Origin of the sequence: Actinoalloteichus hymeniacidonis (assembly GCF_014203365.1) — a bacterium.
Taxonomy (GTDB): domain Bacteria; phylum Actinomycetota; class Actinomycetes; order Mycobacteriales; family Pseudonocardiaceae; genus Actinoalloteichus_A; species Actinoalloteichus_A hymeniacidonis.
This window is the reverse complement of the sequence record NZ_JACHIS010000001.1, coordinates 2,731,282-2,757,136: the sequence shown is the minus strand read 5'-3', so window position 1 is coordinate 2,757,136 and position 25,855 is coordinate 2,731,282. Positions and strand designations below refer to the sequence as shown.

Below are 25,855 nucleotides of genomic sequence, written 5' to 3'. Positions count from 1 at the left end.
GGAGGATGCATGGCACAGGTGGACCTTCCCGATCCGGTGAGCAGGAGCGCCGTCCACCGTCCCGACCTCGACGGGGAGGCGCTCGCCCGAGCGTTGCGAGACCGGGTGGCGGGCGAGATCCGGTTCGACCCCGGTAGCCGCGCCGCATACTCGACCGATGCCTCGAACTTCCGACAGGTACCGATCGGCGTGGTCGTCCCGCATTCGCCGGAGGACGCGGTCGAGGCACTCGCCGTGGCTCGGGAGTTCGGCGCGCCGGTTCTCTCCCGAGGCGGCGGCACCAGTCTCGCCGGTCAGTGCACCAACGCGGCCCTGGTCCTCGATTGGTCCAAGTACTGCACGACCGTGGAGTCCGTCGACGAGAGGGCCCGGACCTGCGTGGTGCAGCCCGGGATCGTGCTCGACGAGCTCAACCGGCAACTGGCCGCCACCGGACTGCGTTTCGGTCCGGAACCGGCGACCCACATGAACTGCACCCTCGGCGGCATGATCGGCAACAACTCCTGTGGAGCCACCGCCCAGCGCACCGGCAAGGTCGTCGACAACATCGTCCGGCTGGAGGTCGTCCTTCCCGACGGCACGCGGTTCTGGTGTGGCGAGACCAGCGAACAGGAGCACGCCGAGATCGCCCGACTGGGCGGCACGCGCGCGGACGTCTACCGCCGGTTGCGGCTGTTGCAGGACGAGTACGCCGAGGAGATCCGTCGTCGATTTCCCACCATCCCCCGCCGCGTTTCCGGTTACAACCTCGACTCGCTGCTACCGGAGAACCGTTTCGACGTCGCGGGTCTCCTCGTCGGGTCCGAGTCCACACTGGTCACGGTGTTGCGGGCAGAGCTGAAGTTGGTGCCGGTGCTGCCGGAGCGGACGCTGGTCGTACTCGGATATCCCGACATCGCCACCGCCGCAGACGCCGTGCCCGCGGTCCTCGAACACCAGCCGATCGCTTTGGAGGGCGTCGACCACAAGCTGGTTCGCGACCAGCAGATCAAACACAAGAACCCGCAGGCGCTGGCCGAGATGCCTGCGGGCCGTGCCTTCCTCATGGTGCAGTTCGGCGGAACCACCGCCGAGGACGTCCAGCGGCAGGCCCGCCGAATGCTCGAGGCACTGCACGACACCGAGAACGCGGCCACCGTCGCGGTTCTCGACAATCCCGCCCGGGAGAACGAACTCTGGCAGGTTCGCGAGGCGGGCCTCGGCGCCACGGCGCACGTTCCCGGCCGAGCGGACACCTTCGAGGGGTGGGAGGACTCCGCGGTGGCGCCGGAGCGGCTCGGCGAATATCTCCGCAAGCTCACTGCCCTGTACCAGGAATTCGGGTACGCCGACGAGACCGGGCCCAGCCTGTACGGCCACTTCGGGCAGGGCTGCGTCCACACCCGCATCCCCTTCGATCTCTACACCGCCGACGGTGTCGCCACCTACCGGCGTTTCATGGAGCGCGCCGCCACGCTGGTCGCCGAGCTGCGTGGTTCGTTCTCGGGCGAGCACGGCGACGGCCAGTCCCGGGGGGAACTGCTGCCGATCATGTTCGGTGACTCCATCGTCACCGCGTTCGGCAAGCTCAAGACGATCTTCGATCCCGATAACCGGATGAACCCCGGCAAGGTCGTCGCCCCGTACCGGTTGGACGAGAACCTGCGACTCGGCGCGGGCTGGTCGCCCGCAGACCCATCGAGACTGCACTTCGGGTTCTCCGACGACGGCGGCTCGTTCGCCCAAGCCGCCAACCGGTGTGTCGGCGTCGGACGCTGCAGGCAGCACACCAACGACGGCGGTCAGGTGATGTGTCCGTCGTACCAGGTCACCGGCGAGGAGGAGCACTCGACGCGAGGTCGGGCCCGGTTGCTCTTCGAGATGCTCGACGGCCACGGCGACAGCCCCATCGACGACGGTTGGCGTTCCACGGAGGTGCGCGAGGCGCTGGATCTGTGCCTCGCCTGCAAGGGCTGCAAGTCGGACTGTCCGGCGAATGTGGACATGGCCACCTACAAGGCCGAGTTCCTGGCGCATCACTATGCCGGCCGTCCGTGGCGGCGGCCTCGCTCCGATCTCGCCCTGGGTTGGCTGCCCGCGGTCGCCCAGCTCGTGGGCAGACTCCGACTGGGCAGGTTTGTCAACGCGCTCACCCAGAACTCCAGAGCGGCACCCCTGATCACCACGTTGGCGGGTATCGAGCGGCAGTGTCTCCCCCGCTTCGCCGGGGAGACACTGCAACAGTGGTTCGCCCGACGTGGGCCGAGGGGCACCGGCGAGCGCGGCACCGTGCTGTTGTGGCCGGACACCTTCACCAACTCCTTCCACCCACACGTCGGGGAAGCGACGGTCGCGGTACTGGAGGCCGCCGGTTGGCGGGTCACGATGCCGGCGAACCCGGTGTGCTGCGGCCTCACCTGGATCTCCACCGGCCAGCTGGGCACGGCCAAGAGGATGCTCGCCCGCACCGTGCGGGAACTCGCGCCGCACCTGCGGGATGGTGGCCTCGTCCTCGGCTTGGAACCCAGTTGCACGGCGGTGTTCCGCTCCGATGCCGTGGATCTGTTTCCCGACGACCAGGACGTTCGACGGCTGCGGGCACAGACCGTCACCCTCGCCGAGCTGCTCACCGAGCACTCGCCCGGCTATCGGCCGCCCCGGTTGGGAACGAAGGCCATCGCTCAGGTCCACTGCCACCAGCACGCGATCATGGGTTGGGATGCCGACCGCCGGCTGCTGGCGAACGCCGGTGTCGATGTCGAGCGACTCGACTCGGGTTGTTGCGGCCTGGCAGGCAACTTCGGCTTCGAGAAGGGACATCGCGAGGTCAGCGAGGCCTGTGCGGAACGAGTCCTGCTCCCCCGGGTACGCGAGGCAGCCGACGACACGGTGGTCCTGGCCGATGGGTTCAGCTGCCGAACCCAGATCCATGAACTCGACAGCGCGGGCCGGGAGGGCAGCCACCTCGCCGAGCTACTGGCTTCCGCACTCGACGGGGAATCGGACGACGATGCCACACGTGCCACGGCTGCCGACCGAGGTGTGCGGGCAGCGGTGTTGTCGGCCCTGACCGTCGCCGCCGCGCTCGGCATCGCGGTCCTCGGGCGCACGTTCCGGCGGTTCGGACGATGAGGACACGGGACGGGGATGGCGAATGGGCGGCCGCGGCTGCCGGTCGACAAGGTGGGGAGGCGTTCGTCTTGGGCCAGACCGCCGTTGCGTGGGTCTACCGCCTCCGACGACCGTCGACCCGTGCCGGTAGGGGCACCGCGACCGCCCAGGACATCACGCATCAGCCTGCCCGAGCCTGACGAACGTGCCCGTCCCGTCGATCACCTCCCAGCGGCGTGGCGGTCGGCTCCGAGAGAACGCCGTTCACAGCGCGGAGGACACGGGCGAGCGCCTCGTCCGGATCCGGGCCGCGATCACCGGACTGGCGCTGCACTGTCCCGAGCTTCGCACTGCTGTTCCGCTCGATCGACTCACACGCTCGGACGCGGGTATCACGCCGCTGCCCGTGACGTGGTGATCCGCAGTCGCACGTCGCGTCGACCTGTCTAGGACGTCGCCACTCGGTTCGAGAATGGGCCGTCGCGCAACCCGTGATCGGGTTCGAAGACCATGGAAGAAGAGCGATACCGAGCCCGCCGACGCGGTTTCCGCCTCGATCGGCTTCCTTTCTCCGCGACACGCGGGAATTCATATGCGCCGGACTTTTCCAGCGGTGCCATCGATTTCTAGTGGGCCCCATCGCCGTCGGCAATACTCCGGGGATACCAGGACAATGGTGCTAGCTTGGACCGCTGACCAGGAAGAATGAGAAACAGTGGTCCGCGTCACCTCTATTCGACTTGAGTATGCCCCGACGGCACGGTGTCTCATCGGCGCTGAGGGAATTCCATTCCGGCTCGCCGGACCCCGGCGGCCGCGCGAGTCGATTTCGATAGGAGTGCGCGAATGAGCAACGAGAGCACCAACCAACCGGGGTCGCTACCCCGATTGATCGACGTGGAGGAGTTCTTCGCCGATCCGGTGTTCTCCGGGGCGACGATCTCGCCGGACGGAACCCGGATCGCCTACCTGGCGCCGAAGTCCGGGCGGATGAACGTGTGGGTGCGCGGTATCGACGAGGAACACGAGGACGCCGTGTGCGTCACACACGACACGCGGCGCGGCATCAAGACCCATTACTGGACCGGCGATCCACGCTGGTTGCTCTATCTGCAGGACACCGACGGGAACGAGGACTGGCACCTGTACCGGGTCGACCTCGAAGCCCCGGAGGAACCCGCCGTCGATCTGACGCCGATGGACCCCGGCTCCCGGGTGTTCTCCGTCGATCGGATGCGGTCCACGCCTGGCAGCGTGCTCGTCACGATGAACCGACGTCCCCTGTACTTCGACGTGTTCCGTGTCGATCTGAGCAGCGGCGAGACGACGCTGCACGCCGAACAGTCCGAGGCCGACGGCGGAAGTTTCCTGATCGGCCAGGACGGCGAGGCGGCCTACTACACCGCGCTCGCCGAGGACGGCGCCTACGAGTTCTTCACGGTCGACCCCACGACGGGAGCCAAGAGCCTGCTCCGCAGACTGGGCGGTCCCGAGCACCCGTTGGGTATCACTCCGTCCCTGGTGACGCCCGACGGCAAGGGTCTGTTACTGGGTGCCTACCAGGACTCCGACGACCTGCGGCTCGTCCGCATCGACGGAGCGACCGGCGAGGAGACCGTCGTCGCGGCCGTGGCGGGGCACAGCCTGTGCACGATGGGTCCGATGATGGCCGGTGAGCCGCCGACGCTGTTCACCAGCAAGCGCACCGGCGAGGTCATCGCCGCGCGGTTCGTGGGCGACAGGCCCATCATCAAGGTGCTGGACCCGCATTTCGCCGATGTCTACGCCGAGCTGTCCGCCCTGTCCGACGGCGTCCTGCACTCGGTCTCCTCGGACACGACCGAGCAGGTGTGGATCGCGACGTTCATCCACGACCGTGAGCCCGCCCTGACCTACCTCTACGACCACCGCACGCGGCAGAGCAGGCTGTTGTTCCGGCCGTACCCCCGCCTGGACCCCGCGGAGCTCGCGCCGATGTCCTCGGTCGGCTTCCCCGCCCGCGACGGGCTGCCGCTACACGCCTTTTTGACCCTGCCGGTGGGGATCCCGGCCGAGAAGCTGCCGCTGGTGCTGATGGTCCACGGTGGACCGTGGGCGCACGACTCGTGGACCTACAACTCGCGGGCGCAGTTCCTGGCGAACCGGGGCTACGCGGTGCTGCAGGTGAACTTCCGAGGGTCGACGGGGTACGGCAAGCGCCACATCACGGCTGCGGCCGGGGAATTCGCAGGCAGAATGCACGACGACCTCATCGACGCCGCCGACTGGGCGGTAGCGCAGGGCTATGCCGACCCCGCTCGCATCGCGATCTTCGGCGGCTCCTACGGCGGCTATGCGACGCTGGTCGGCGTCACGGTCACCCCGGACTACTTCGCGGCGGCGGTGGACTACGTCGGCATGTCGAACCTGGCGAACCTGATGCGCACCTTCCCGCCCTTCGTGCGGCCGCACATGGCCAACAACTGGTTCCACTACGTGGGCGATCCCGCCGATCAGGCGCAGGAGGCCGACATGTTGGCCCGCTCACCCATCACGATGGTCGACCGCATCCGCACCCCACTGCTGGTCGTGCACGGCGCCAACGACGTCCGTGTCGTCCCGGCCGAGGCCGACAACATCGTGGCCTCGCTCCGAGATCGGGGTATACCGGTCGAGTATCTGCTCGCCGAGGACGAGGGCCACGGCTTCCAGAACCCCGAGAACCTCATCCGGATGTATCGCGCCATCGAGGCACACTTCGCCGAGCATCTCGGGGGCAGGCGCAACGCCTCGGCGCAGCGCTGACGCACCGGGTCGTCGCCTACGGGGTGACGAGTGCGTGGTCCTGAACCGAGTTCGAGGCCTCCATCGGACCGCGCACAACGGCGTTTCCATCAGCCGTTCACAGGTTGAGAGCGAATCCGAGGCAGCACGGCTGCCTGGACACGGCCGACCGCCTTCTCGGGTGCGATACCCGAGAAGGCGTGCCTTCGCGCTGCGTCGAATCCGCAGCCGGAACCGACGACGCCGACCCGGCGAGGCGACGGCGGAGGCGCGAGCACGCCCGGCGGACGATGGCTAAGGCTCGTCGTTCTGTACCGGGTACAGGATCGGGCTGATCTCGACGAGCATGGCGGTCAACCGACCGACTCCGAGGCGGGTCTGCTCATCGGATTCCGAGGCCAGCGCCTCGCACACCCGAACGGCGGCGTCCCGGTCCCGGGCGAACACGCCGAACACGTCGAGCACCGCGCTCTGGATCCAATCGGCGTGGTTGGGACCCGCTCTCCCGAGCGCGCCTACGACCACGCCGAGCCCGGCCGCGTCCTGACGCCGGAGCAACGCCCTAGCGGTCGTGAGGGTGATGGAGGTATCGCCCGCATCGAGCACGAGGCCCCGTAACGGTTCCCTGGCTTCGGGCATCTCGGCGAAGCCTGCCAGGCTGTGCCCCGCGTCCGCTCTGTCGCGATGGTCGGTACTCGCCGAAAGTCTGATCAGCGCGGTCACCACGGCGCGCCTCGCCTCGTCGCTCATGGGCGCATTCTCGCGCTATCGGGCCCGGAGGCCCATCGATCTCCACTGCCTCCGAGGGCACGGACGCGGCAGCAGGTCCGTGTGCCGTCCGGTCCGATCTCGGAGGACGACGCGGTTCCCGAGTGCACGCTCCGTTGGCAGGCAGGCAGACAGGCAGACAGGCAGACAGGTGACGAGCACATCACCGGCAGGCGGCGGTCTATTCGTCCTGCTCGTCGAGGAATTCAGCGAAGGCGGCAGCAGTCGGCCTACTGAACAGCTCGTGCATCGGGAAGTCGCGTTCGAACACGGCGCGCAGCCGGAGGTACAGCTCCAGCATCGCCAGCGAGTTTCCGCCCGCATCGACGAACGACATCTGTGCGGACGGCACCGGCTTGCCCAACAGGTCTTCCCACACGCGCACGACCCGCGATTCCGTGTCGCCCGGTACAGGGTTCTCGGCCGGGACCTCGGTCCTTCGCGGTGCCGACGGTAGGCGACGGTGGTCGATCTTGCCGCTGCGCGTCGTCGGCAACCGATCCACGAATTCCAAGTGTGCGGGTACCGCGTACTCGGGTAGGTACGTCCCGGCGTGCTCCCTGACCTGCTCGGCGGTCACGCCGCCTGCCTCCAGGTAGGCGATCAGACCGAGACCGCCCACCGAGTCCGCGCTCTGCACCGCACAGGCCTTGATCTCGGGATGGCGGAGCAGTACCGCCACCACCTCGGTCGGCTCGACACGGTGGCCTCGAATCTTGACCTGGTCGTCGGTGCGACCGGCGAAGTACAGGGCCCCTTCCGCGCCCAGCCTGACCAGATCACCGGTGCGGTACCAGCGGATGCCCGCCTCGGTGCTGAAGCCGCCTCCCGCGTCCGTACCCACTCCGAGGTAGCCGGCGGCCACGTTCTCGCCGCCGAGGTGGAGTTCTCCCGTCTCGCCGAGCCTGCACGGTCGGCCGGATTCATCGACCACGCGAACGATCGTGTTGTCGATGGGCCATCCGATCGGCGGCCGCTCCGGCCAGTCCGCAGGCACGGACCCGAGCCGAAAGTAGGTCGTCACGTGGGTCTCCGTCGGACCATACTGATTGACCAGCCTGCAGCCGGTGGCGGCGCCGAGGGCGCGGACCTGGTCGGTCACCACCAAGGCCTCGCCTGCGGTGATGATGTGCCGCAGGGCCCTCGGGGCGATACCGAAGGTCTCGCTCGCGGCGGCCAGCTGGTGCAGCGCCGCCACCGGGAGGAACGCGACCGACACATCGCTCTGGTCGAGCACGCTCAACAGCTCCTGCGGATTGCGCCGCGATCGTTCGGGAACGACGACCAGGGTTCCGCCGGATGCGGCGGAGACAAGCATCTCCTGGACCGAGACGTCGAAGGACAGCGTTGCGAACTGCGCGATGCGGGGCGGCGTGGCGAGTTCCGGCTGGCGCAGCTGCCAGGAGATCAGGTTGGCCATCGCCCGGTGCGGCATGCTCACCGCCTTGGGTGTCCCCGTGGAGCCGGAGGTGAACAGCACGTACGCCTCGTCGTCCGGTGACGACTCCATCATCCCGACCGGCGCCTGCCGGAGGTTCTCGGTCGATGGCGTCGTGTCCTGGACGGTAGCGCAGACGCGTTCGACGTCGTCGGTACCGAGCGCTGCGGCACAACCCGCGAGCTCGTACTGGACACGCTGCCGTTCGGGCGGCAGCGCCGGGTCGATCGGCACGTACACGGCACCGGCCGTCCATACCCCCAGCAACGCGATCAGCGGAGTGAGCCCGCGAACCAGATGACACGCGACGCGGTCGCCCCGCCGTACGCCGAGATCATCCAGGAACCGAGCCACGGCGGAGGCCTTCAGGCCGAGTCCGGCGTAGGTGTCCACCGTGGACTCGTGCACCTGAGCCGCCTTGCTGGGCGTCGCCGCGATCTGTCTGCGGATGAGATCGAGCACCGTGGCGTCGTGCTCTCGACACGGTCCACGTCCGTGGACGACGGTGAAGGGCGCATCTCGCCGCTCCGATTCGCTGTCGGCGCGATGAAGGAGGATCCGCATCGCCGGGTGCCGACCGTTCGGTTGCCGGATCAGATTGAGCAGCTCACTCACCCCGTCCTCGGGGAGCGAAGGGTCGACGACACACCATTGGACGTCCCCGTGTCCGACGAAGGCCATGCTCCCCGAGCGTGCCGGGCACCCCAACCGCTCCAGATGGTGCGCGCGCAGGACCTCGGATCCGAGGTTCACCTCGTCCAGCACGGCCACGAGGACATCGGGCTCGCCGTTCGGAGGTCCCGGTCGTCCACACGCGGTACGGGTCGCCGCCAGGGTCTCGAACCAGCTCTCGTCACCTCCGACCACGAGGTCCACGGCCAGCATCGCCGCCTCTCCCCCGTCCACGGCCACGCATCCGATGGACACCCGCTCGACACCCTCGTGCCTGGCGATGGCCCGCCCGACCGTCGCGAGCAGGACGGTGAATCCCTCGTCTCGGGATCGGTCTCCTGTCTCCGGGTCTGCGCGGTGCGACCGGGCGGGCAGCCGAACCGTAGCGGAGATCGACGGAGGCGGAGTCTCGGCTTTCATGTCCCTGCGTCCTCATCTCATGTGCCGACAGCGGACCACCGCCGACGGTCGTCCGATCCGACGCCCACAATCTCTCGGTTGACTTCCGCTGAGTTCACAGGTTCGGTCGTCCTTTCCGTGAACTGCTATGCCGAAGGCCACAACCATCCCTGCGGACGCGTCATTTCTCGACCGCGATAGCGGGCGAACCGGTGCCACCGCGCGGGCGACCATCCCACGGTTTCCGCCGGGACTACATCCAATGGCGGAGCATCCCACGCTCCGGCCGCAGCGTTTCCCGGGGCGGCGAACCTTGCTATTGACGGCTAATCGGCCGTCTTCTCGCGTCGAATTCATGGATTTGTTGTACGGCAGCACGGCAAATCGACTACCGACAGTCACGAACTTCGCGGATATCCGAACTCTCGCGACCGGAAGAACCTAATGTTCGCCGCCGCTAAGAAGATCGAACACGGTCTCGGCGACGCGCCGGTCTCGGAGCAGGTCCGCCGAACCAACAGGAAAGGACAATTCCTTCCGCGCATGCCGCGCCCCCGGACTGGAACCACGTGCGGTCAACGCGATACCGGACTGCCACCCGTCCTCTGGAGAGAGCTCCGCAGCCGCGCTCAAATAGGACACATAGGAGCGGAAAACCTGGGTGAACTCACCGATCAGCACGGGATCGAGGCTCAGCCGGGCGAAGGCCGTACTGACCGCGGCCTCGTAGAGTTCGATCACCTGCGCGGCAGCCGCGTCGAAGTCGTCGCCTGCGTCCAGACAGGCCTTGCCTGCCTCGATGACCAGCTGTTCCCTCTCCGCTCCGGACAGGATCGACACGCTCTCCACGGTCTCCCTGAAGTCCTGGTACAGGCTGCTGACCACGGCCGGTTCCGGGTCGAACAGCAGTAACTCGGGCCGATGTCCCTGCACCTGCTCGATTCTCTCCACCAGCGCAGGTGCGAAGACACAGCCGACGCAGTACCCCAGCACGGCGTCGATGTTGCCACCGCCGTGGGGCACCTCGGCCCAGTGATCCAGGTATTCCTCCGCCGACAAGCGGTCGCGCGTACTCGACGGCGGCTGCCTGGAGTGCCAGAACGCGCGGTTGAAATCCATTAATTCGACGAGTTGACCGAAACCCGCAATAGGCCGCACGGCGGAATCGAAATCGACAGCGAGCACCGCCGACGACTCTCCGTGACTTAACCTGCGCCAAGACATTTTAGACTGCACAGTTGCCCCTCACGCGCCTTCCTGTTAGACGCCGTCTGGCAGGCAGAGCGAAATTAGCCGACCAGGACGGTAGCCGAGGTCTCGACAATCGGTCAACCTGCTATTCACCTGGTGAAACCGCCCGCACCGTATGCCGGTAAGCCAGCCCGGCAGCCGGAACCATAGTGCGCCTGACGGGATCTTGCGGTTCGGTAGTCGACCGGCTTATTCTCGGCGACGACTTACGTTGGAGGTGGTCGGAAGATCGTCCTACCGGGCTGGTTGTCCCACGGGCTAGTAATGCGCGCGTGAGCGGCTACTTCGAGTAGATCGCTTGTCATGCCACAGCTTTACAATTCTCGGTTCGTCCATTTGGCGTAACTACGTCATGCGGACATCGCGGATCGCCCAAGTGGTGCGTAGTGACTTCTTGGGGAAGTGGTAGTCGCCATTTCCCCGGTATCGACGCGGCATTTGAGAGGTCTTGTGTCAGAGGGAAATAAGAAGCCGGCGGGCACCACGACGAATCCGTTGGCCGCACAGGCCGCCATCGGATCGCGCGCCCTGTCTCTTGGTGGGCACGACGACTTCAATCAGGGACAGATCTCCTGTCGGCGCCCGCAATCGAGCACCTTCCTGATCAAAGGTGCGATGACCGGTTTCGACGAGGCGACTCCGCAGGACTTCGTGGTCGGCGACCTCGATCCGACGGCGGAGGTGGATCGCCTTGCGCCCCCCGAGATCCCACTGCACCAAGCCGTCTACGAATCGCGTCCGGACATCAACTGTGTCGTGCACTCGCACGCCCCCGCAGCACTCGTGTTCGGGGCGCTGAACGACGATCTGATGCCGCTCGGCCACGAGGGCGCACTGCTCATGGGCGAGGTGCACCGCTTCACGCTCACCAGCAACACCGTCCTCGACATCGAGGTCGGCCGCGCCATCGCGACGAGTCTCGGCGCCGGGATAGGCGTCTTCCTGGTGAACCACGGCAGTGTGGTCGTCGGAAAGTCGGTACGACATGCCGTGATCTTCGCCCTCATGCTCGAACGAGCCTGCCGGCTTCAGCTCGACGCGATCGCGACCGGGCGGGATCTCACGACCTCGTCCGCGCTCGACGTGTCGGCGAAACGGGACTACATCTTCGCCGATCTGTCCGTTCGCGCGTACTGGGAGCACACCCGGCGGCGGGTGCTGCGCAGTGTCCCGGAGTCCCGGGATTGGTAATGGGAAAGGCCCCATATCGAAACGTCACCGGAATCGTGGAGTCCTCGTTGTCGTATGCGAACACGATACATAGAGCCATAAACTGGGCCGACATAAGTCAGTCCAAGCTGTCGCCGGCCGGTCGTCGGTCGATCCCGCCCGATCGTCTCGGTGTGGTGGCCTCCCGGCTCGACGTGGCGATCGGGAGGCGACTCGATTCGGGGCGGCGGGCGGCGCCGTCGGCAGGCGCGTGCTACCCGTACGAGGTCCTCCTGGCCCCCGCCGATGGCTCGGCTCTCGGCGTAGTGGATCTGCAGCATCGCGAGATCGTCATCGACGGCGCGGACCGCGCGCGCTGGGACTCGGAGACCTTCACCTACTTCCTGATCGGCCGGCCGTGGCTCTCCATGCGCCGGTACGGGCGGCGCGGCTACTTCTACCACCTGTTGGATGCCGGGCATGCGTTGCTCAATCTCTCGCTGTGGGCGACCGCAACCGATCTACGGCCGGAGTCGGGTCTGTTGGCACGGGCCGGGGAATTCAGCGCAGGCCGAGGAGGTGTGCTGCTCGCCGCGGGTGCCCTCGACAACGCAAGCCCCGCCGAGGACGGGCCTGATTGGATGCTCAGGGAGACGGCTGCGGGAACAGGAGGGCACCTCCCGCCCTCCGATCTCGAATCGATGGTCACCTCGCTCATCCCGCCCGCACCCACGCCGGTACGGGCCCATCCCGATCAGGACGTCCGGGCGGAACTCGAACCAGGGCTTCGGGCACGGCGGTCGGCAGCAGCCTTGGGACCCGGTGAGGTCGGGGAACTCGCGACCGCGTTACACCGGATCGAGGAGCTGATCCAACGGCTGGTGCCGCGATTCGGCCTACCGGTCCCCGGGATCACGGTCTTCTCCCGGCACACGGAGATCGGTGAGGAACTACCGGACAGGACCTGGTTGTCCCCCGCGCTGCTCGGGCAGACCAACCTCGTCGACGCAGACACCTTCATCGTGATCCATGCGCAGGTCCCGGGCAGATCACTCGAAGTCCTGTCGTCGGACGCTCAGCGGGCGGCCATGGCGGGAGGGGTCGTCGGCGAGATCGGTTACCTGGTCGCCGCCCGACTCGGCATCGACGTCACCGGTGTCGGCGGCTTCGATACGGGTATGTGGTCACGCCTGTGCCAGTCCGATGACGACGTGTTGTTCGTCTTGGCGCTGGGATCGGAGACCACCGGGGACAAGGTCGACACCGTCGGCAACGGAGGGAATCACACCCGATGAACTTCGTCCCGATCCCCGACGGCGAGCGGGTGCTCTATCCGGCGCTGACCCAGAGCCTGGCCGACCATCCCGATGCGGTCATCGGCAACCTCGCGTCTCAGGAGACGGCCCGAATGCTCCTGGAGCGGAGCGCGATCAAACGTGATCGGCTTGCCGAGTCGCTCGAACCCTCGTCGCAACGGCGGCTGCCGGTGGCGATCATCCGGCGGAACTCTCCGGCGTACGTCTCGGATCTGCTGGCCGTGCTCGGGACCGGCCACGTGCCGGTACTGATGGACCCCGCATTGGGCCCGGCCGAGCTGACGGCGCTGTTCACGGGTTGTGGCGTCGCCGCTGTACTTCATGACGACTCGGCGACACTTCCGGATGCCGCACACCCCACCGACTGCGCAGGCTCGCAGCTCACCCTTCTGCCGGGTGCGGCTGGACCCGAGCTGCACCCGGGCACCGAGCTCTGCCGCCTCACCTCCGGCTCCACTCGGACACCGGGATGTATCGAATTCCGGGGCACGGCCGTCCTGGCGGCAGCCGACGCCTGGTGTGAGGCGAGCGGACTGAGCGCCGCCGACCGTGTGCTGTGCTTCGCCGGGTTGTACAACGGTCTGGGCTTCAACGCGGCGCTGATCCCCGGCATCCGAGCCGGAGCGAGCCTGTACCTGCCTAGCGGTCTGCCCTCCGGAAGCAACATCCGCCGCCATCTCGGCGAGATCGACCCGACGGTGTTGGTCGCCTTCCCCGCCGCCTACGACCGGCTGGCCGCCTCGGTCGGAACACAGCCTCTTCGACACCGACTACGTCTGGCATTGTCCTCGGCGGCCCGTCTGAAGGCCGAGACGAGTGTCGCGTTGGCCGGGCAGTCCATCGGGATCGCCGACTATTACGGCCTCGCCGAGACCGGCCCGTTGACCTTCAACGCGAATCCGGTCCCGGGTGGCGGTCAGGGCTATCCGGTTCCCGGCGCGAGCCTGCGATTCGATGGTGACGAGGCTGGGAGTGCCACGATCGTGGTGCGAAGTCGCTCGATGGGTACGCGCTACCTGAACTATCCGGGAGTGCTGGAGCAACGCATCACCGATGCGGGCTACTACCGCACAAGCGATCTCGGCTCGATCGGCGCCGACGGCGAGCTGCACCTCGGCGAGCGAATCGACAACTCGTTCAGTGTCGGCGGGAAGAAGTTCACCGCCGCCGAGGTCGAGGAACTGCTCGTGTCCCACCCGGGTATCACCGAGAGCGCAGTGGCCATGGTGACACCCGATGCCGATGCGGCGCCGCTGCTCGGCGCGCTGATCGTGTGCTCGGCGCCCGTGGAACTCGTCGAGGTCCGCAGGCATTGTCTGGCCCGTGCCGCGCCATTCAAGGTGCCGGTACATCTCGTTGTCGTGCCCGAGATTCCTCGAAACGGCGCAGGCAAAGTCCAGACCACCGAGATATCGAGACTTCTGCTCGCCGATATACGGCCACCGAAGCAATACTGAGGAGAATTCATGGGACGCACCGATGTCGAATTGTCCACAGAGGTGACCGGCCTGATCGTCGAGGTGTCCGGGGGCATCGTCTCCGCCGAACAGGCGCGCGATGAGACGGCCAACCTGTTGGAGAAGGGCTTCTCCTCGTTGTCCTTCCTGCAACTCGTCGATGCGCTGGAGACGCGGTACGGGGTCTACGTCGACCTCGAGGGGGACACGAGGTTCCTCGGCCGGGTCAGCGGCATCGTCGGATTCCTGAGGGAACAGAATATTGACTGACCGACCGCTGGTCCTGGGAATCGTGGGCGCCACCGGGCGGCTGGGCAGAGCAGTGACCTCGGAGTGCGGCAGGCGTCGAGTACCGATCGGGATGACGGCGTCGCGCGCGGGCTGGGTGGAGGACACCCCGCCGACGGTGCTCGTCGACGCCAGTGCACCCGAGGCGTTGTGCGACACCGTCGCGCGGTGTCGGCGCACGGGTGCCGCGCTGGTGTACTGCGTGTCGAACGTCCCGACCGAGGAATCACACCGGCTCGCCGCGTTGTCGGCGGAGATCCCGGTGGTGGTCGCGGACAATCTGTCGCTCGGCCACTGGTTGCAGACCCGCATGATCCGAATGGTCGCGGGCCTGACCGCGTCGATGCCGCGATCGCCGCGCATGTCCGTGCATGAGAGGCACCCGGTGACCAAGCGGGACCGGCCGAGTGCGTCCGCGCGGTCGTTGATGCGCGCCTGGATGGAATCCGCACCGCCGGGTTCCGTCGGGGAGACGACCTCCCAACGAAGCGGCCAGCCGGTCAGCGACCACGTCGTCACCTTCGACCTGCCGGGCATGTCCCTGTCGATCGAGCATTCCGTGAGCGACCTGAGCGCGGCGGCCTCGTGCCTGCTGGATGTGATCGAGCACGTCCGACGACTTCCCCCGGGGCTCCATCCGATCCACGAGGTCTACGCACTGCTATACGCACGAGCCGAGGTGAGGCACGGTGACCGAGCAGCAGCCGGAGATCCTGGACAGGGTTGACCGGATCGTGGCGGATCACGTCGACACCGTCGTCGACGACTACGAGCGATCCCGGACCTACCCGCTCGCCCTGGTCCAGCAGCTCTGCGCACTGGGCCTGCCCGCGCTCGTCACCGGTCGGACCGATCTTCCACAACCGACCGTGCTGTTCTGCCGCGCCATCGAGCGGCTCGCGGCGGCGTGGCTCGCACTAGCCGAATCCGTCCACCTCCAGACCCTGGCCACCTGCGCCTTGGCCAGGCATGGCACGGCGGACCTGCGGACGGAGTTGCTGCCCGGCATGCAGGAGGCGCGGCTGATCGCGGCGAACTGCATGTCGGAGCCGGGAGCGGGTTCCGACCTGTCCTTGATCGGGACCACGGCCGAGCGCCACGACGACGGTTATCGCATCAACGGAGTGAAGGCCTGGGTCGGGCACGCCGGTGTGGCCGACCTGCTCAACGTGTACGCCAGGACCGGCGGGGGCGGGCTCGGCGGCCTGACCTGCTTCCTCGTCGATGCCGATGCGCCGGGCGTGTGCATCCAGCCCCCCGAGGACAAGATGGGGGTGCGGGCGTTGCCCACGGCTCGGATCGTGTTCACGGACGTCGACGTCCCGGCGTCGCGAATACTGGGGCGAGTCAATCGCGGCATGATCGTGGCGCACAGTTTCTTCACACAGGGACGCCTCGGGGTGGCGGCCTGCGCGGTGGGTCTGGCCTCCGCAGCACTGCGCTACGCGACAAAGCATGCCAGGACGCGATCTCAGTTCGGCGCGAACCTCATGAACTTCCAAGGTGTCTCGTTCATGCTCGCCGATATGTCGATAAAGATCGAGGCGTCTCGACAATTACTTCATCGTGCCTGCAGGGAGGTCGACTCCGGCGGCAGCCAGACCGAATTGCTGGCGGCGCAGGCGAAGGTGTTCGCCACCGACACCGCCATGGAGGTCACGACCAACGCCGTTCAGGTGTTGGGTGCCCGCGGATACACCGGCACCGAGCCGGTAGAGAGATGGATGCGCGAGGCGAAACTGCTCCAGATCATCGAAGGCACGAATCAGATCCAGCGAGTCGCAATCGCGTCCCGACTGTGACGACTCAGGAGAGACTATGCAGTTGCCCACCCGATTCGGATGTTTCATCTCGCCTGCTCACCGACTCGGAACCGACCCGCACCTGCTCTTGAAGGACGATCTCGCGCTCGCCGAAGTCCTCGACGGGCTCGGATTCGAGGAATTGTGGGTCGGTGAGCACCATTCCGGCGGCTGGTCGACGCTGAGCAGCCCGGATCTCTTCATTGCCTCGGCTGCGCCCCGGACTCGACGGATCAAATTCGCCACCGGAGTGCTTCCCTTACCCTTCCACCATCCGTTCATGGTTGCGCAGCGGGCGGCATTACTCGATCACCTGACCGACGGCAGGTTCATCCTGGGTGTCGGTTCCGGGTCGTATCAGGCCGATATGCACCTCCTGGGCATCGATCCGGCCGTCACCCGTAGCCGACTGGTGGACTCGTTGGAGCCCGTGCAGCGGCTTCTCGCGGGCGACGAGGTCTCGGCCGTGACCGACTGGTTCGAGATGCACGGTGCACGCGTGCAGCTCCGGCCGTTCGCCGATCCGATCGAGATCGTGGTGGCCAGCGCCGCCACTCCGTTCGGCATGGAGCTCGCGGGCAGGCTGGGCATCAACGCCGTGTCGTTCGTCGCGCCGACCTGGGGAGCGATCAGGGCGGGCCAGGACATCGGCGTAGGCAGGCTGCCCGGGCAGTGGCGGCACCTCGAGGGTACGGCGGAACGTCCGGTGGACCGGCGGGACTGGCGGTTGACGGTGCCCGTGCACGTGAGCGATTCCGTCGAAACCGGTAAACGCGAGATTCTCGAAGGTTGGACGTTCCAACGGAACGATCTCTACCGCAACACCCTGGGCATGCCGCTCCCCGGCTCCGATATCGCGCATGAGAAGGCCTTCGACTACACCGTCGAACAGGGTGGGATCATCGTTGGCTCTCCCGAGGACTGCACGGCGGCGATCACGGCTCTGGCCCAGCGCGTCGGTGGGTTCGGCTGTCTGCTGATCTCCCTGCAGGACTGGGCTCCCCCGGCCGCGAGGCTGCGCAGCCTCGAACTGTTCGCCCGCCAGGTGGCACCTCGGCTGAGGCGAACGCTGTGGGCTGCCGAGGAGTCCCAGCGCTGGGTCGCCGAGCGGCGCGCAGAGTTCGTCAGGTCGAGTGCAGGCAGTCATAACTCGCATCTGGCTCCGACGGCGAAGGGCCCGAACGCAACATGACCGGTATCCCCACTGGTTGGCGCCGTTACGCGGGTTTCGGTATCGGACGAAGCAACTGGCTCTTGGTCGCCGCCCAGACCTGCTACTTCATGGGTACGACCATCGACATGACGCTGACCGCCATCGTCGGTCTGTCGTTGGCTCCGACGCCTGCCCTCGCCACCGTGCCGCTGGCCTCCATCACCGTCGTCGGCATGTTCGCCTCGATCGCCGCAGGATTGCTGGCCGGTCGATTCGGCTATGTGCGCGTGATGATCGGCTGCGCACTGATGGCGGTGTTCGGGGCAGGCGTCTCGGTGTTCGCGGTGACGACGGAGTCGTTCCTGCTGCTGTGCTGCGGAACCGCGTTAGCCGGTGCCTACCGGCCGATCGGCGGTTACATCCGGTATATGGCCGCCGACCGCGCCCCTGCCGGACAACGCGAGCGCGTCCTGTCCTTCGTCCTCTACGGCGGCCTGGTGGCCGCCTTCATCGGGCCGTTCATGGCGACCACCAGCGCAGGCTTCTTCGCCGTTCGCTACACGGGCGCCTACATGATGGTCGGTGTCTACGCGGTGCTGATCATCCTGCTGCTGCTGGCGTTGCGGGCGACCGACGTGGGGCCGAAGGTCGAGGTCGAGAAGCCGACGCCGCTGCCGGTCTCCGAGGTCAGGGGCAAGCGCGAGTTCCGCATCGGCCTGCTCGTACTCGCCAGCGCAGGCGGAATGATGACCATGATCATGGCGGTGGGCCCGTTGGGCAGCCACCATGCGGAGCACGCGCCCACGCTCGGCGCGGCGATCATCCAATGGCATCTCGTCGGCATGTTCGCACCGGGAATCATCAGTGGCAACGTGCTGGCCAGGATCGGGGCGTATCGGACCGCGATAATCGGCGTGGCGTTATTCCTCGCAGGCGCGATCAGCGGTGTCCTAGGTGACGAGTTCGTGCACTTCCTGCTTGCGCTCACCTTCAATGGGATCGGCTGGAACTTCCTCTATCTCGCCGGTACGACCCTGTTGGTCCGTTGCTATCCGCCAGGCCGGGGGGCGCGGATCCAGGCGGTGGCGGAGGGTGTCAGATCGGCCACCGCGGTCGCCGCCTCCCTCAGCGCCAGCACCATCTTCGTATTCCTCGGCTGGCAGGGCACGAACGTTCCGGTGCTCGTGCTGTCGGTGCTGCTGCTGGTGGTCCTGCTCGTCGTCTACCGAACGTCCGCCCGTGCGTCCGGCGATGTCGTGCATTCCGAGGCGAAGGAGAGCTAGCCGGCGGCTCGTCGAACCCGAGTCGACGAGGCAGCAGTGGACGTTCCTGGATTTCTCCGTGGGAGTGACTTATGAGAAGACTGTCGTCCGGTCAGCAGCGCATGTGGCTCCTGCAGCAGGTCAATCCGGCGAGCAGCGCCTATAACGTTCGGCTGGCACTACGGTTCTCCGACGGCGTCGACCTGCCCGTACTCCGCCGTGTCCTGGATGCCGTCCTCACCCGACACGCGGTGCTCCGATCGGTCTTCCAGACCGGCGGGGACGGCAATCCGATCTCGACGACGGTGGGCTCGTTCTCCATCCCGCTCATCGAGGTGACGGCGCAGCAGGGCTGGCGCAAGGCGGTGGCCCCGCTCGCCGATGCCCCCTTCGATCTACTCGAAGCACCCGCGGCGCGAGGGCTGGTCGCGTCCCATCCGGACGGATCGGCCGTGCTGTGCCTGGTCTTCCATCACATCATCATGGACGGCCGGTCTCTGGCGATTCTCGCGCGGGAGATCCCCGCGCTGTACGAGGCCGAGCTACGAGGCGACCGGGCCGTGTTGCCTGCCGCACGCGCAAGCTACGAGGACTACGTCGATCAGCAGGCGTCCAACGGCGGCACGGACACCCTGGAGGCTCAGCTCGCCTTCTGGCGCGGCGAACTCGACGGCGCGGAGCAGCTCGACCTCCTCCTCGACTTCCCCCGTCTTCCCGGGGGCAACGCCGCTGGGGCGACCAGCGAGTTCACGCTGTCCGAGGCGACGACCTCGGAGCTGAGGGCGATCGCTCGCCGATGGCGTTGCACGATGTCCAGCGCTGCGACCGCCCTCTTCCAGGCGACGTTGGCGCTGTACACCGGGCAGGATGAGATCACGATCGGGACGGTCCTGCATGGCAGGCAGAACCCGGAGTTCTCCGATGTCATCGGCTTGTTCGTCAACACCGTGGTGCTGCGGGGCGAGGTGGTGCCCTCGACACCGTTCCGGCAGCTGCTGCGGACGACACACGCCACGCTGAATCGCGCTTACGCCCACCAGGATGTGCAGTTCGAGCAGGTGGTCGCCGCGTTGCAGCCCGATCGTCAGGGCGGCCGTAACCCGCTGTTCGATGTCCTCTTCCTCTATCAGGGCGAGCAGACCGCCGACCACGATGAGGCGTCCGGCATCGAACGGCTGCCTTGGCTGGACGATTCGACCAGGTTCGATCTCGAACTGCGCGCCGAGGTCGTCGACGATCGGCTGACCGGGGCCTTCATCTACCGGTCGGATCTCTTCCGTGCGACTACCATCGAGCGGCTGGGCGAACTGTTCGTCCGGATCGCCGAACTCATCGTCGCCGATCCGGACGGATCGTTGGAATACTCGATCCTGCTCGACGAGGTTGAACGAGATGCCGGTGCCGGGCGGTTCACCGGTCTCGATACCGAAGCCACGCTCGGAGCGCGCTTCGAGCGACAGGCGAGGCGCACTCCTGATGCCGTCGCCGTCTCCGATGGCGGGAGCCTGCTCGGCTATGGCGACCTGGACGCCCTGTCGAATCAGCTCACTCACCTGCTGCTGGCCCGAGGGGTGGGCGCGGGCAGCGTGGTAGCCGTCGTGGCGCCGCCGGGCAGGGATCTGCTCCTCGCTCTGCTGGCGACGGCGAAGGTGGGTGCCGTGTGCCTGCCGTTGCCTCCCGACGACGCCGGCGTCCTGCTGGCGGCCTGCGGTGTGCGGACCGTTCTCGTGGCGAGCGGGGTCGACCCGACGAACCTGTCCGAAGTGGATGTCGACCTCGTGGTCATCCCGGCGTCGAGCTCAGCGGCCGCAGGCTTCCCGATCACACCGCCGCCTGCCTGTTCGGACGCCGGGCAGCCAGCGGTCGCCCTGCCTGTCGACGGGCAGGACGGCCGACCGGAGATCATCACGATGTCACACGCCGAGCTGGGTCACCTCGCGACGGCCGGCGATGGCGTCGCGGGCTCCGGGCCGAGGACACTCCTGCACTCCGTGTCCGGCAGCGGGCTCATCGAGATCTGGTCCGCGCTGTTGGACGGCGGCCGTGTCGTCGTCGCCCCGCTCGGACCGCTGACCACAACGGTGCTGAGGGAGCTCGCCACCGCCGAGCGGCTGAGCCGGGTCCGGTTGGACGGCAGGCTGTTCCATGTCCTCGCCGAGGACGATCCCGAGGTGTTCCTCGGTATCGCGGAGGTCTGGACCGACGGGGCCGGTGTCGCCTCCCCCATGGTCGAGCGGGTACTGCTCCGATCACCGGGAACGCACGTGGTGCTCTGCTACGGAGCTCCCGGATACGAGGTGACCCGTCGAATCACCTCGCCCTACGAGACCATCGCGGGAAGGCGGGTCGGGAGGCTTCGACATCGCAGTCGTTCCTACGTCGTCGGTCCGGGATCGACGATGCTTCCGTCCGGCGTACCGGGTGAGCTGTGTCTCGCGGTCGACGGAGGGGCCGCCGGGCAGCCCCTGCCGTCGGACACGCAGGCCGCCGGATTCGTCGCCGATCCATGGGGCCCGCCGGATTCTCGGCTGCGCCGCACCGGACAACTGGTCCGGCGACTGCCCGATGGAGACCTCGAATTCCTCGGCCGCGTCACGGACGGGCGCCGAATCCACGGCTCGCAGGTCCAGGCGTGGGAGGTGGAGCGGATACTCGGCGCGCATCCGAATCTGGAGCGAGTCGTGGTCGCGCCCCACGAGGATGACGACGGCGGGGGCAACCGCCTGATCTGTTTCGCCTGCGGTCGGCCCGGGGCTCGACTCGAGGCCGAGGAGATCCGTCGGTTCGCCGTGGAACTTCTTCCTCCGCAACTCGTGCCTGCGGACTTCCTCGTGCTGGACTCGATGCCTCTCGACGCAAGCGGTCTAGTTCGGACGGCGGACCTGCCGTTCCCGCGCAGAACGAGCACCACCGGCAGGCAGCCGCGGAATCTGCGGGAAGAGGTCCTGTGCGCCTTGTTCTCCGACGTCCTCGGCGTGCACGTGACCAGTGTCGACGATGACTTCTTCGTCCTCGGCGGCCATTCCTTCCTGGTGGCCAGGCTGGTCGGTCGGGTCCGCACGGAGTTGGCGGCGGAGCTGAGCATCCGGACGGTCTTCGAGAACCCGACGGTGGCACGCCTGGCTGTGCTGATCGAGCAGGCGTCCACACCACGTCAGCCGTTGACCGCGGCTCCGCGACCCACCTATCCACCGTTGTCCCACCCCCAACGCAGACTGTGGTTCCTGTTCCGGGCAACCGGCGCCGACGCGAACTACAACGTGCCGATCGCGCTCCGGCTCGTGGGCAGGCTGGACCGCAAGGCCTTGATCGAGGCGCTCGACGACGTGGTGGAACGGCATGAGGCGCTGCGCACCGTCTTCCCCTCCCACGAGGGCAACCCATACCAACGGGTCGTCGCGGATGCTCGGATCACCATGGAGCACCGACGTGTCTCGGAGCCGAAGATCCAGGCCGCCCTGGACGGGGCCGCCGCGCACCTGTTCGACCTCACCCGGGACATCCCGATCAAGGCCTGGCTGTTCGAGACGGCCGAGGACGACCACACGCTGCTCCTGGTCATCCACCACATCGCCTGTGACGGAGTCTCCCTGGAACCGTTCGGCAAGGACCTGGCGCACGCTTTCCGGGCCCGGATCGACGGACGACGACCCGACTGGACACCGTTACCGGTCCAGTACGTGGATTACAGCCGTTGGCAGTCGGAACAACTCGGCGATCCGGATGACTCCGACAGCCTCGCCGCGAAGCAGGGCGCCTATTGGCGGGACCACCTCGCGGGTCTGCCCGCCGAGGTGATGCCGATGCCCGACCGGCCGCGATCGGCCCGTGCCGGGACGGCGGGCGCCCGGATCGACTTCGAGATCGCACCACCGTTGCATGCGCGGCTCCGTGATCTCGCCATCCGCCACCGCGTCAGCGTGAACATGGTCCTTCGTGCCGGGCTCGCCGTGCTGATGTCGAAGTTCGGCTGTGGCCGGGACATCCCGATCGGCGGGGTCACGGCGGGCCGAACCGATGAGGCGTTGAACGACCTCGTCGGCTTCTTCGTCAACACGCAGGTGCTGCGCTACGACCTCAGCGGCGAACCGACCTTCACGGAGCTGTTGAGTAGGATTCGCGAGGTCGACCTCGCGGCTCACGACCATCAGGATCTCGATTTCGAGCAGGTCGTCGAACTCACCGCCCCGTCTCGGACGCTGAGCCACCATCCGTTGTTCCAGGTGATGCTCGTGTTCCAGAGCTACGACGAGGGCCGGTTCGAGTTGGACGGACTCAGCGTCGAGCGACGGAACATCACCGTGGAGACCACGAAGTTCGACCTCAGGTTCATGTTCACCGAGAAGCCCGAGGGAGGTGGGGTCCACGGGGCGCTGGGATACGCCACCGGCCTGTTCGATCCCGACACGACGCAGCGCATGGTGGACGGACTGGTGCTCGTCCTGGACCGGCTCAGTGCCGATCCCGAGCAACCGGTGGACGCGGTCGATGCTCTCGATGACCACGGGCGTGCTGAGCTGAGGCGCTGGAATCGCACCGAGGTCGAGGTGCCCGACGTGACGCTGACCGAGCTGCTGGACCGCCAGACGTCGTCGTCTCCGGACGCCGTGGCGGTCGTCGACGCGGCCGAGCAGGTCACCTACGCCGAGCTTGATCGACGATCGCGCAGGCTCGCGCGGCGGCTGCGGGCGCGGGGTGCCGATGTCGAACGCATCGTCGCGGTGTCGCTGCCACGCTCGGTCGACCTCGTCGTGGCGATCATCGCCGTGCTGCGGTCCGGCGCGGCATACCTGCCGCTCGAACCGGAGCTTCCCGAACTCAGGCGGACCGCGATGCTCGCCGACGCCGAGCCCGTGGTGCTGCTCGACCAGGCGCTGTTTGACGAGTTGACACAGTCACCGGGCCCGGCTGCGGAGACGGAGACGGAGATCGAACCCCGCCAGCCCGCGTATCTGCTCTACACCTCCGGTTCCACGGGGCGCCCGAAGGGGGTGCTCATGGAACACCGAGCGATCGTCAATCGCCTCCTGTGGGGGAAGCACGCTTTTCCGCTTAGGCCCGAGGATCGGGTTCTACAGAAGACACCCGCCGGATTCGACGTCTCGGTGTGGGAGTTCTTCTGGCCCCTGATCGACGGGGCCACACTGGTCATGGCAGCGCCCGACGGGCACCGCGATCCGCGCTATCTCGCCGGGATCATCCGCGAGCAGCGGATCACCTCGGTGCATTTCGTGCCGTCGATGCTGGAGGTGTTTCTCTCCGAGCTGGACGACGATTCGAGCCTACCCACTCTTCGCAGGGTGTTCTGTGGTGGTGAGGCACTGTCGCCCTCCTTGGTACAGCGCTATTCCCGGTCGCTGTCCGCGCCGCTCATCAACTTCTACGGGCCGACCGAGACCGCGGTCGAGGTGACGAGCTGGCACTGCCCGGCGAGCGGCCCGCTCACCACGGTGCCGATCGGCACGCCGCTGTGGAACACGCGGGCTCACGTCCTGGACGCGGCGCTGCGCCCGGTCCCGGTCGGCGTGCCCGGCGAGCTGTACATCGCCGGAGCGCAGCTCGCCCGGGGCTACTTCCGACAGCCCGCGCTGACCGCCGAGAGGTTCATCGCGGATCCGTTCGGGCCCGCGGGTTCACGGATGTACCGGACCGGTGATCTGGCTCGATGGCGGGCCGACGGGACCCTGGAATACCTGGGTCGGGTAGACGACCAGGTCAAGCTGCGTGGCGTGCGCATCGAACTCGACGAGATCGGTGCTGCCGTGGCCTCGCATCCTGCGGTCGAGCAGGCTGCCGCCGCCGTGTACGAGCCGGAACCGGGAATGCAACGGATCGTCGCGTACGTCGTGCCGGTCACCACACGGAGTCCCCTGCCGGAACACGATCGCGACGACCGCTGGTTCGATTCGGAATCACTGACTCGGGCCTTACGCGATCACGTCGGGCGGACGCTGATCCCCGCCATGGTGCCCTCGGATCTCGTCTACCTCGACAGACTTCCGGTCACGCAGAGCGGAAAACTCGACCGTCGATCGCTCCCCGTGCCGACGAGATCCGCGGCGTCCGCCCCACGTGCGCCGGGAACCCTTCCGGAAGCCCGGTTGGCCGAGCTGGTCGCGCGCACCCTCAAGATCTCCAGTGTCGGAATCGAGGACAACTTCTTCCAACTCGGCGGCCACTCGTTGCTCGCTGCACAGTTGACGGGCCTGATCCGGGAGTCATTGGGGGTGGAGGTCCCCGTCTCCGCCGTGTTCCAGGCTCCCTCCGTTGCCGAGCTCAGTAAACTCATCGGGCTCGGGGACGTCCCCGAGCGATTCGACGTTATGTTGCCGATCCGCCCTGCCGGAAACGGTATCCCGGTGTTCTTCGTCCATCCTGGGATCGGCTTGAGCTGGTGCTATTTCCCGTTCAGTCGGTACCTGTCCGGGAGGCCGCTGTACGCGATCCAGGCCAGGGCGGTCACCGATGCGGAACCAGGCGTCTCGACTCTGGGCGAGATGGCGGACGATTACCTCGAGCAGATTCGCCGTGTGCAACCACACGGGCCGTATCGGCTCGTCGGCTGGTCGTTCGGCGGCAACGTCGCGCACGCGATGTCGGCCTCTCTGGCCGCAGCAGGCGAAGAGGTCGAGCTGCTTGCGATGATCGACGCCTATCCATACCTCGGATCGCAACCGGAGAACGCTCTTCCCGAGCCGGAGGAGATCGAACCGCGACACATCGAGCTGGTACGGAGAAGTTTCCCGCAGCTGCATACCGAGGCGATCCTCGACCAGGACAGACTGGAGTTCTTGGCCAAGGCACTCACCCGACACCACTGGTTGGGCACCCGCCACCGACCGGGGCTGCACCAAGGCGACATCCTCTACTTCCGAGCCTCGGGGCATCCCGACGAGAAGCGGCTCAGCGCCGAGTCCTGGGCGGAGTTCGTCACCGGCGAGGTGCGCACCATCCAGATGGACGTCGGCCACTTCGAATTACTGGATGCCGATCCGCTATCCCGGATCGCCGAGGTGCTCGGCGAGGAATTGAGCAGGCCGAAGTGAG

15 protein-coding genes are annotated in these 25,855 nt (G+C 67.1%); 12 read left to right on the top strand and 3 right to left on the bottom strand.

Annotated elements, in window-relative coordinates:
• Positions 1-9: 9 nt before the first annotated feature.
• The 3 genes from BKA25_RS11450 (at position 10) to BKA25_RS11440 (ending at position 5,874) form a co-directional block, all read left to right on the top strand.
• Positions 10-3,111, top strand: a complete 3,102-nt coding sequence (locus BKA25_RS11450) for an FAD-binding and (Fe-S)-binding domain-containing protein (RefSeq protein WP_069849962.1) — start codon at positions 10-12, stop codon at positions 3,109-3,111.
• 184 nt (positions 3,112-3,295) lie between these two features.
• Complete coding sequence (locus BKA25_RS11445; protein WP_069849964.1) at positions 3,296-3,508, top strand: hypothetical protein; 213 nt, start codon at positions 3,296-3,298, stop codon at positions 3,506-3,508.
• Positions 3,509-3,936: 428 nt separating this feature from the next.
• Positions 3,937-5,874: a S9 family peptidase gene (locus BKA25_RS11440; protein ID WP_172803805.1), complete on the top strand. Its 1,938-nt coding sequence runs from the start codon at positions 3,937-3,939 to the stop codon at positions 5,872-5,874.
• Between the two features lie 273 nt (positions 5,875-6,147).
• On the opposite strand, the gene BKA25_RS11435 is transcribed toward BKA25_RS11440, so the two are convergent.
• The 3 genes from BKA25_RS11435 to BKA25_RS11425 form a co-directional block, all read right to left on the bottom strand.
• Positions 6,148-6,603 (bottom strand): hypothetical protein, encoded by a 456-nt coding sequence (locus tag BKA25_RS11435; RefSeq protein WP_069849965.1) that lies wholly within the window; start codon positions 6,601-6,603, stop codon positions 6,148-6,150.
• Between the two features lie 199 nt (positions 6,604-6,802).
• Positions 6,803-9,151, bottom strand: a complete 2,349-nt coding sequence (locus tag BKA25_RS11430; RefSeq protein ID WP_069849967.1) for a non-ribosomal peptide synthetase — start codon at positions 9,149-9,151, stop codon at positions 6,803-6,805.
• Between the two features lie 420 nt (positions 9,152-9,571).
• On the bottom strand, positions 9,572-10,189 hold the full coding sequence (locus BKA25_RS11425) for a hypothetical protein (protein WP_184285088.1): 618 nt from the start codon (positions 10,187-10,189) through the stop codon (positions 9,572-9,574).
• A 642-nt stretch (positions 10,190-10,831) separates the two neighbouring features.
• Here BKA25_RS11425 and BKA25_RS11420 point away from each other — a divergent pair.
• The 9 genes from BKA25_RS11420 to BKA25_RS11380 all read left to right on the top strand — a co-directional run bounded on the left by BKA25_RS11420 (position 10,832) and on the right by BKA25_RS11380 (position 25,854).
• The gene (locus BKA25_RS11420; RefSeq protein ID WP_069849971.1) at positions 10,832-11,572 is read left to right on the top strand and encodes a class II aldolase/adducin family protein; all 741 of its coding nucleotides are present in this window, start codon (positions 10,832-10,834) and stop codon (positions 11,570-11,572) included.
• A 152-nt stretch (positions 11,573-11,724) separates the two neighbouring features.
• Positions 11,725-12,825 carry a nitroreductase family protein gene (locus BKA25_RS11415; protein WP_069849973.1) on the top strand — a complete coding sequence of 367 codons (1,101 nt, stop codon included), beginning with the start codon at positions 11,725-11,727 and terminating at the stop codon, positions 12,823-12,825.
• The gene (locus tag BKA25_RS11410) at positions 12,822-14,303 is read left to right on the top strand and encodes a class I adenylate-forming enzyme family protein (RefSeq protein ID WP_069849974.1); all 1,482 of its coding nucleotides are present in this window, start codon (positions 12,822-12,824) and stop codon (positions 14,301-14,303) included. The genes BKA25_RS11415 and BKA25_RS11410 overlap by 4 nt, the downstream gene beginning before the upstream one ends.
• Positions 14,304-14,312: 9 nt before the next feature.
• Positions 14,313-14,573 (top strand): hypothetical protein, encoded by a 261-nt coding sequence (locus BKA25_RS11405; RefSeq protein ID WP_069849976.1) that lies wholly within the window; start codon positions 14,313-14,315, stop codon positions 14,571-14,573.
• Positions 14,566-15,318 (top strand): dihydrodipicolinate reductase C-terminal domain-containing protein, encoded by a 753-nt coding sequence (locus BKA25_RS11400; protein ID WP_069849978.1) that lies wholly within the window; start codon positions 14,566-14,568, stop codon positions 15,316-15,318. Before BKA25_RS11405 ends, BKA25_RS11400 begins: the two co-directional genes overlap by 8 nt.
• On the top strand, positions 15,281-16,393 hold the full coding sequence (locus tag BKA25_RS11395) for an acyl-CoA dehydrogenase family protein (RefSeq protein ID WP_069849979.1): 1,113 nt from the start codon (positions 15,281-15,283) through the stop codon (positions 16,391-16,393). The genes BKA25_RS11400 and BKA25_RS11395 overlap by 38 nt, the downstream gene beginning before the upstream one ends.
• A gap of 16 nt (positions 16,394-16,409) precedes the next feature.
• Positions 16,410-17,585 carry an LLM class flavin-dependent oxidoreductase gene (locus tag BKA25_RS11390; protein WP_069849981.1) on the top strand — a complete coding sequence of 392 codons (1,176 nt, stop codon included), beginning with the start codon at positions 16,410-16,412 and terminating at the stop codon, positions 17,583-17,585.
• Positions 17,582-18,829, top strand: a complete 1,248-nt coding sequence (locus BKA25_RS11385; protein ID WP_069849983.1) for an MFS transporter — start codon at positions 17,582-17,584, stop codon at positions 18,827-18,829. Before BKA25_RS11390 ends, BKA25_RS11385 begins: the two co-directional genes overlap by 4 nt.
• Before the next feature lie 71 nt (positions 18,830-18,900).
• Positions 18,901-25,854, top strand: coding sequence for a non-ribosomal peptide synthetase (locus BKA25_RS11380; protein ID WP_084643081.1), 6,954 nt, complete (start codon positions 18,901-18,903; stop codon positions 25,852-25,854).
• Position 25,855 lies beyond the last annotated feature (1 nt).